The 8,298-nt window shown below is 68.3% G+C and carries 4 protein-coding genes and 1 pseudogene; 2 read left to right on the top strand and 3 right to left on the bottom strand.

What is annotated here, in order from left to right; genetic code table 11:
- Positions 1-273, bottom strand: a pseudogene (locus tag IE249_RS35030) (hypothetical protein); the annotation flags it as partial.
- Between the two features lie 59 nt (positions 274-332).
- On the opposite strand from IE249_RS35030, the gene IE249_RS35025 reads away from it, so the two are divergent.
- Positions 333-857, top strand: a complete 525-nt coding sequence (locus IE249_RS35025) for a DUF1877 domain-containing protein (RefSeq protein WP_189711485.1) — start codon at positions 333-335, stop codon at positions 855-857.
- Between the two features lie 239 nt (positions 858-1,096).
- Positions 1,097-2,956, top strand: a complete 1,860-nt coding sequence (locus IE249_RS35020; RefSeq protein WP_229859992.1) for an ISL3 family transposase — start codon at positions 1,097-1,099, stop codon at positions 2,954-2,956.
- Positions 2,957-3,478: 522 nt separating this feature from the next.
- Here the strand turns inward: IE249_RS35020 and IE249_RS35010 are convergent.
- On the bottom strand, positions 3,479-4,024 hold the full coding sequence (locus IE249_RS35010; protein WP_189711483.1) for a hypothetical protein: 546 nt from the start codon (positions 4,022-4,024) through the stop codon (positions 3,479-3,481).
- Complete coding sequence (locus IE249_RS35000; RefSeq protein ID WP_229859991.1) at positions 4,024-8,022, bottom strand: polymorphic toxin-type HINT domain-containing protein; 3,999 nt, start codon at positions 8,020-8,022, stop codon at positions 4,024-4,026. The genes IE249_RS35010 and IE249_RS35000 overlap by 1 nt, the downstream gene beginning before the upstream one ends.
- Positions 8,023-8,298 lie beyond the last annotated feature (276 nt).

Below are 8,298 nucleotides of genomic sequence, written 5' to 3'. Positions count from 1 at the left end.
CGTAGAGCTGGGCCAGACCGCCCTGACGGAGTATTCGGTCCAGGTACGGATCGAAGACTCGGGCGCGAAGGCGGTCTCCAGTTCGGCGCGGGCGTTGCGCCAGCGGACATAGGCAGCGACGGCGGCGTCCTGCTCGTTGTGGCTACGGTGGCCGGTACCGCCGAGCGCGAAATAGCGCAGCGCTGCGAACTCCGCTTCCATCCAGTTCAGCCATGAGCCATAAATCGGAAAAAAGACCAACTGGACATCGCTGTCAGCAATCCAGGTCCGCACCTCGGAATGCGACAAGACCAAGTAGGAAAACCGGTGGACGTCGTCGCGATACTGCCGTCATGGCCGTCACTCAGCAACTCGCCCGCATCCCGGCGGAGTATCTCGCCTCCTGCCGCCACTCAGCCGACGCATCGCCGGATGGAGATCCGCTCTGGGATCCACCGTCGGCAGACGTCCTCGACCTGGACTGGGCACCGTTCCTGATCGAACGGGTCTGCGAGCTGGGAGATCTCGACGACGTCGAGCGGAATGCTCCCCGGCAAGCTCTCGACGGCGACACTGCCATCGACCTCGCCTTCCTCAACACGCATCCGCATGCCATCGCCCCCTTCGGGCCAGACCCCACGGCCCTCTCAGCGGCTCAAGTGGATCGCGTTGCGGAACTGCTCGGAGGGATCGACTTTCCAGCCGTCCTGGCCGTCCTCCCGACAGACGAAGCCGAGGCCGCCGCCTTGATCGGCAACGGCGTAGACAAGATCGTCGGTGGCCCGAAGAAGTACCTACTGAGGCACTTCAACGCCCTGCGCCAGTTCTACCGTGGTGCATCCCAACGGCAGCTTCTCGTCGTGCTCTGGTGGGACTGACGCAGACCACCTCACCGTCGGCTCACGTCAGCAGCTGCGGAATTACGTGAACTTCCGCCTGGGGAATTACGCGATCGTCCACAGGCCTGAAGGAGCTGCTGTTCCCGTCGACCGCGGACGTCGCGGTGCTGTCGGTGGACGTGAATATCGAGATGGTGCGCGTCGACGCGCACTGCACCACGGCCGGCGCCGTCTGTCCGGGGTGCGGGGCCTGGTCGACCCGGGTTCACAGCTCCTAACTGCGGTTTCCCGCCGACGTACCGAGCGCCGGACGAAGCGTCGTACTCCAGCTCCGGGTTCGGCGGTTCCGGTTCCGGAACACCTTGTGCTCGCGCCGGACCTTTGTGGAGCAGATACCCGGCCTGACCCGTCGGCACGGTCAGCGCACCGAGCGGCTGCGCTCGACGCTGGCCTCGGTCGGTCTCGCCCTGGCCGGCCGGGCCGGCGCCCGGCTGACTGCCGTCCTCGGCGTGTCCGTGAGCCGGAGCACCGTCCTGCGCCTGATCGACGCCCTTCCCGAGCCCGAAGCGCCCGCGCCGCGGGTGGTCGGCGTGGACGAGTACGCCACCCGCAAGGGCCGCCACTACGGCACCGTTCTGGTCGACGTCGAAACCCGCCGCCCGATCGATCTCCTCCCGGACCGGGAGGCATCGAGCCTGGCCGCCTGGCTCGCCCAGCGGCCCGGCGTCGAGGTCGTGTGCCGGGACCGGGCACCGTTCTTCGCCGAGGGCGCCACCACCGGTGCACCGCAGGCTGTCCAGGTCGCGGACCGGTGGCACCTCTGGCACAACCTGAGCGAAGCCGGCGAACGGAGCGTTGCCCAGCACCGTGGCTGCCTCCGTGCTCCGGCCCCTACAGTTTCTGACCCCGGACCCGAGGCGGTCCCAGCCGCAGACCCGTCCGCTTCACCTTGGCCGCGCGGGCACCGGTTCGCCGACCGGACCCGGGCCCGGCACGCCGCCGTCCACGCCCTGCTGACGGCAGGACACAGCCGGCGCTCCATCCAGCGGCAGCGGAGGATGGCCTACCGCACGGTCAAGCAGTTCGCCGACGCCGCAAGCCCGGAGGAGCTGTTCACCGGCCAGTTGCAGAACCGGCCCTCCGTCCTCGACGACTACAAGCCCTACCTGGACGACCGCTGGAGCGAGGGCTCCACCAACGCCTGGAAGCTGTGGGAGGAGATCGTGCCGATTGGCTACCAGGGCAGCTACCAGCGCGTTCACGCCTACCTGCACGACAAGCGCACCTCACCGCGGCCGATAACCGCCCGGCCGCCTTCGCCCCGGGCCGTCGCCGGATGGATCCTCCGCCACCCGGATACCCTGACCGAGTCCGAACGGCTCCAGCTCAAGACCGTCCGGGCCCACTGCTCCGAACTGGACGCCCTCACCAGGCATGTCCGCTCCTTCGCGGCCATGCTCACCGACCGCCAGGGCGAGCGCCTGCCGGACTGGCTCGACGCCGTCCGGCAGGACAACCTGCCCAGCCTCCACACCCTCGCCGCAGGCATCGACGGAAGGAACTCGATGGCAGCGGCCTCGGCGGATGTGTCAGCCTTCCCCTCCCAGATGCCGACGGAGAAGACTTTGATGACCAGCGACGACGCCCTCGATCAGCTCAGACGCATCGCGCGCGAGAGGGCATTCGGCAGGCATGTCGGGTCGAACCGGCTCATTCAGGCAGGTCTGGACGCACTGATAGCGGGGGTCGAGAGCCCGTCCCTCGCCATGCTGGCTGGACTCCTTCGGAGCGAAGAGCCCGAAGCGCCAGAGCTCTTCGACCAAGTACTGGAGGAACTGGGACTGCTCTTCCACCCGCCCGCGGACCCCCGGGCCGCAAAGTGGGCGATGGCCTACTGGATCGCCGGTCAGATCGCCGACGGATCCCTGGATCCCGCTGTCGGCACTCACCTCATCTGGGCAGACATTGCCTACCACCTCGGCTACCCCGAAGAGCTAGAACCCCTTGTGCACTGCGCGCACAACCTGGACGGCTGGGAGGAGAGTTGGGGAGTCTTCGTCGAGGAACTCAACGGAGAAGCGGTTGAGGCAGCGAAGCAGTTCCTTAGCAAGAGGTCTGCAGCCGAGGCGGGGGACTAGCCCGGGGCTCGCTCTCGCCATCAGGATCGGTCAACCGCGGGCTGATCCACTCACTCAGCGTGGCCGCACCACAGAACCTGAGCCAGAACCACTTCACGTGAACGAAGCCAGTGCGGATGCTGGTCGGCTCGCTCAACCGGCTTCCTTGGCGGAGTTGGCATTGAAGGGCGGGTCCCGGTCAGTTCGTCGTAGACCGACAGCGAACGGCGGCCGACCTCGACGTTTGCGGTGGCGGCCCGGTTCAGCAGAGCCGGCAACGGTCCGCGGCCGGCGCCGGTGGAAGGCCGTCCCAGTGCGTGTCATCCACGATGCGGGCAGCACACACCCTGCTCAGGCCGGTCGCAACCGCATACCCAGCCCTCAGGCAGCCCCGACGGCCCTACCCCAGCGACCTGTCCGGACGCTCGCTGGGAACTCATCCGCCCCGCGAGGCGATCGGTTGGTGACGACTCGTAGCCGCGCGCCAGCGGAACGCGATGTCTCAGCCGGATCTATTGCAGGCTGAGACATCGTGTCGCTCGATCAGGGAAGCATGGGGAAAATTTGCTCCCATGCTTTCAGCTCCGGTTCCATTTTCTCTGCCGACACTAGCTTGGCAATAGCCAACCCGGGCGAGAGAAGGTTTTTGGCGCGTCGCAGTGTGCGGATTTCCGCAATATCGCGCGTACGCCAGTCACTCGAGAGGGTGCGAGCCTCCTCGATCGATAGAGGGACTTCACGGAGGAGGAGATCGAGCAGGCGTTCCGAATCAAGTATCTCCAATTGGTCACTCGGTGGAAGTCTCCTCAGCAAGGTCAGCGAAAGGTTGAGGCGACGAACCACGCTTTCATGGTGATCAATCGCGCCAACATCCACCGCGTTGTTGAGGGTACGAGTGAAAGCCGCTGAACACGTGCGCTGATATTCCGTCGGCAGATCGGCGAAGCTCTGATCAAGGCGCATGGTGAGTAGCTCGACCGCAGATAGCCACTGAGCGGGCTCCAGGTCAGCTTCCGCGGGGGCGCAGGATTCAAGAGTCTCGGCGAGGCGCCGCAGGGGGAGCGAAATCAGGTGCTCGAGGCTGTGCATCAGAAGTCAATCCCGGCGGCTGCGAACGCAGCCTTGCCGATTTCGAGGCTCTCACTGGACGGCAGGAAATGGCCGCTGTGATTGTTGATTTCCAATCCGAAATATCCGACTTGCGAGTCTCCGGCAATGTCGGCCTCGCCAGCAGCTCGGACGGGGGATCCTCGCGTCAAGACGGAATGTGAGATCTCCTGCCCGTTGACGACCTTAGGCATGATCACAAGACTCCCGTCTTCGCGCACTACCCACTTTACCGTTCCCGAACTGATTGCAGCATCAAAACCGGCGGTTCCAGGTCCGGCCGGTGTGACGCCCAGACTGTCTGCCAGAGCCAGTTCTCGGTCAAGGGTTTGCGGCATGGTGTTTTCGAAAAGCTTGCATGCACTGTTGTGCACAAGGACCGGGGTGCTGCCGGCTAGCACATAGTACGTGTGGACACCGTCGACGGTGAGGTTGTAGGTGCGGGTGTGCTGGTCGAAGGGGTGGTTGGCCTGGACGCGGACGGTGGTGCCGTTGGTGCTGAGGAGGGTGGTGCCGGGTGTGAGGTCGTGGGCCTTGGTCCACTGGTGGGCTGAGGGGCTCCAGAAGGGGTGTTCGTAGGTGGCGGTGAGTTTCCGGGGGCCGTCGGGGGTGGTGATGGTGAGTTCGTCGAAGTGTTTGTCGCCGTCGGTGATGATGAGGCGGCTGACCCGTCGGGGCGTGGTGCGGCCGGTGTGCGGGTCGGTGGCCAGGACGGTGTCGCCGGGCTGGACAGCTTCGATGTTCTTGGTGTTCTTGGTGTTCTTGGTGCCGGCACCGGCCATGAGGACTTTCGTGCCGGCCGGGAAGCACTGGGTGCAGCCCTTCACGTAGCGGGCGCGGCGCAGGTCCTGCAGTGCCTCAAAGCCTCGTTCGAGGAGTTTGAACTTCGACTTGAGGGTGACGTCTTCGGCGAGTTGGAGGCAGGAGATGACGTCGCCGCCCCTGCAGTCCTCGAGCTGTCCGAGGCCGAGGAGGTCCTTTTCGAAGTTCCACAGTTGCAGCATCGCCGCGTTGGCGGCGGGCGCGTCGGCGAGGATCTCGCAGAAGATCTCGTTGTGCTGGCACCAGTGGGCGGGGTGTTCGACGGCGTCGCAGCCGAGGATGCCGCAGCGGTAGCGTGCTTCGGCCTGGCTGCCGGTGTCGTTGGCGGCGGCCTTGCGTTCGGCTTCCTTCTTCTCCACGGCCGTCTGGAAGGCGTCCTTGAAGGCCTGGTCGGCTGCTTTGGAGTCCTTGCCGGCGGCGAGTTCGGAGGCGCGGGCCTGTTCGCCTGCGGTGTAGGCGGCGGCTGCGGATGCCTGGGCCCATTGGGCGGAGCCGGCGGCGTCGACGGCGGAGGTGGCCGCCTCGCTTGCGGACTGGTCGGCGGAGGCGGCGGCCTTGGCGGCGGTGCGGGCGGAGGCGGCCGCCTGGTCGGCGGAGGCCTGGGCGTCCTTGGCGGACTTGGCCGCCTGGTCGGCGTAGTCCTTGGCCTGTTTGGCGGCGGCGTCGGCCTTCTTGGCCCAGTCGGCGGCCTCTTGTGCGGCCTTGGCCGCGGTGGCGGCGGCCTTGTGGGCGTCGGCGGCGTTCTTCTGGGCGGTGGCCGCCACACCGGCGGCGTCCGCGATCAGCTGCGCGATCTGCGCGGTGTGGGTGGCGCCGAGGAAGTCCTGGCGCTGGGCCTTGTACTGCCCGACCTGGATGAACTCATCGAGCAGGTCGTCGGGGCCTTCCAGGGCGATCCGGGCCGTCGATTTGACCTGCGGGCCGCCGCTGTCGATCAGCTGGGCGGCGCGGACGCGTTCGTCCTGGGTCCGGGCCTGGTACTGGCCGGTGGTGAGGAACTGCCGGTACTTCTGCGGGTCGTCGGAGTCCAGTGCGGCCCGGCCGGTCTGCTGCACCACCGGTCCGCCGGCACTGATGATCTGGGCGATGGCGACCCGGAAGTCCTGCGCCCCGGCCTGGTACTGGCCGGTGGCCAGGAACGCGGAGACGTCCTCGTCGCTGCCCTTGAGGGCTTCCTCAGCAGCGGTGCGCACGGAGGCCAGGGAGCTCTCCTGGGCCAGGGTCTGCACCTGGTAGCGGTCGTCCTGGTGGGCGGCCTGCGCACGGCGGGTGGTGAGGTAGTCGACGACATCGCTGTCGGTGCCGGTCAGAGCTGTTTCGGCGGCCCCCCTGCTCCACGCGCCGCCGGTCTGCATCGTCGCCAGTGCGACCTTGCGGCCGGCCTGAGCAAGGGCCTTCAGGTCGGCTCCGGACTGCGCGGCCTGCACGGCCAGACTCTTGGCCTGGTCGTCGGTGTCCTTGACCTGCTGCGCGGCTGCCGCGTCGGCGGCCGCCCGCTGGTCCTGCCGGGCCTTGAGGTCCTTGGCCTGGGCGATGCCGGCGTTGGTCCGCTCGGTCAGCTCCTCCGTCTCGATCCTGACCGCGGTGTCGTGCGTCTTCTTCGCCTTGGTGACGGCCGCGGTGGCGGCGTCGGCCGCGTCCTGCGCGGCTTTGGCGTGTGCCGCGGACTGCTTGGCGGCCGTGGCGGCTTCACCGGCGTGCTTGGCCGCATCGTCGGCATCCTTCGCGGCGTTGTCCGCATGCGTGGCCGCGGCGTTGGCCGCGTCCTGCGCGTCGCTCGCGGCACCGGCCGACTCCGCGGCGAGCGCTGCCGCCGCGTTCGCGGCGCGGTTGGCCTCCCGCGCATGACGGTGGGCGGCCGCGGCCTCGGCACTGGCCTCGGAGGAGTGGACGCCGGCCTGGCTGGCGTAGTCGCCTGCCTGGTCGGCGGCATCCGCGGCGGCGTCGGCGTTGGTTCCGGCATCGGCGGCGGCCTTCGCCGCGTTGCCGGCGTCGGCCGCCGCGTTGCCGGCCTGCTTGGCCGCGTCCGCCGCCAGGCGTGCGCCCTTAGCCGCGGTGCGGGCGTCGTCGGCCGCCTTGCGCGCCGCGGAGGCCTTGCCCGCATCCGTGGCCGCATCCGCCGCCGCGCTCTGCGCACGGGAGGCGGCCTGCGCGGCCCCCACCGCCGCCGAAGCGGCCTGCTCCGCCGCACTGGCCGCCAGCCGCGCGCAGTTGTTCGCGGCAGCCGCCGCGTCGATCGCCTCCTGCGCGGCCTCCGCGGCCTGCTTGGCGGCGGCGGCCGCCCGGCCGGCCGCCGAGGCGGCATGCAGGGAGTCGTTCTTCGCCGCCTGCGTCTCGGCCGCCGCCTTCTGCGCGGCCGCCTTGGCCAGCTTCGCCGCCGTCACCGCACGCGCGGAAGCGTCCTTGGCCGCCTTCGTCTGCGCAGCCGCCTGGGCACCCGCCTTCGTGGCCTGCGCCGCCAACTGCGCGACCGTGGCATGCTCCTGGTCACGGGCACGCGCCACATACTGGCCGACCTCGAGGAACTCGTGGATGTCCTCGGCCGTACCGTTCAACGCGATCCGGCCGGCCGCCGCCACATTCGAGCCCCCCGCGCTGATGATCTGCGCGACCTCGACCCGCTCATCCTGCGCCCGCCGATCGAACTGACCGGTGGACAGGAAGGCCTTGACGTCGTCCGGCGTCCCATTCAGCGCCGCTCGACCCGCCTTCTGGACCTCCGAACCACCCGCATCAATGATCTGAGCGACCTGAACCCGCTGATCCTGGAACAACGGCCCCTGCCAGCCCTTGACGAGGAAGACCTTGAGGTCTCTGGCTGTGCCTTCCAGCGCCTTGCGGGCCGCCTCCTGCAGACTCAGCCCTCCCACACTGGCCAGCTGCGCCACCGACACGCGCTCATCTTGGAAGGCGGCATCGCTCGCAGTCTGGTCAAGGAAGTGCCGCACGTCATCGTCACTGCCCATCAGGGCGACTTCCGCGGCGGCCCGCACCTCCGGTCCGCCGGTCGACCACAGGTCAAGCGCCCGAGTACGGTCGGAAACCTCACTGGTGCCGGAACCGTCGCCACCTGTCGGCGAGTCGTCGGCCAAGGCCTGGGAACCGCCCCCCAGAAGGCCGGCCGCAAGCGCGATGGGCAGCAGGAGCAAGCACAGCATGCGTACCGCACACCGGAACGTTCTCACCGCGACACTCGCGGGGTTCAGTGTTTTCAACTGTCTCTCATATCGTTCGTGGTCCGCTGGGAACGCGCCGAAGACGCCCGAGCAGACGACTTCCAGGGGTGCTCGCCGGGTCATCCGAGTGCCGCCCCCGTGGAACGCCGTGTCCATGTTTGTCAGTTGGCGGGTGCGAGCTGGACCTCGGTGTGGAGGCCCTTGGCGTCGACGCCGGTGAAGTAGCTGACGTGTCCGTCGTTCCAGCGGACGAGGATG

The sequence above is a fragment of the Streptomyces anandii JCM 4720 genome (genome assembly GCF_014650655.1).
GTDB classification, from domain to species: Bacteria; Actinomycetota; Actinomycetes; order Streptomycetales; family Streptomycetaceae; genus Streptomyces; species Streptomyces anandii.
This window is presented reverse-complemented; position numbering and strand designations above follow the sequence as displayed.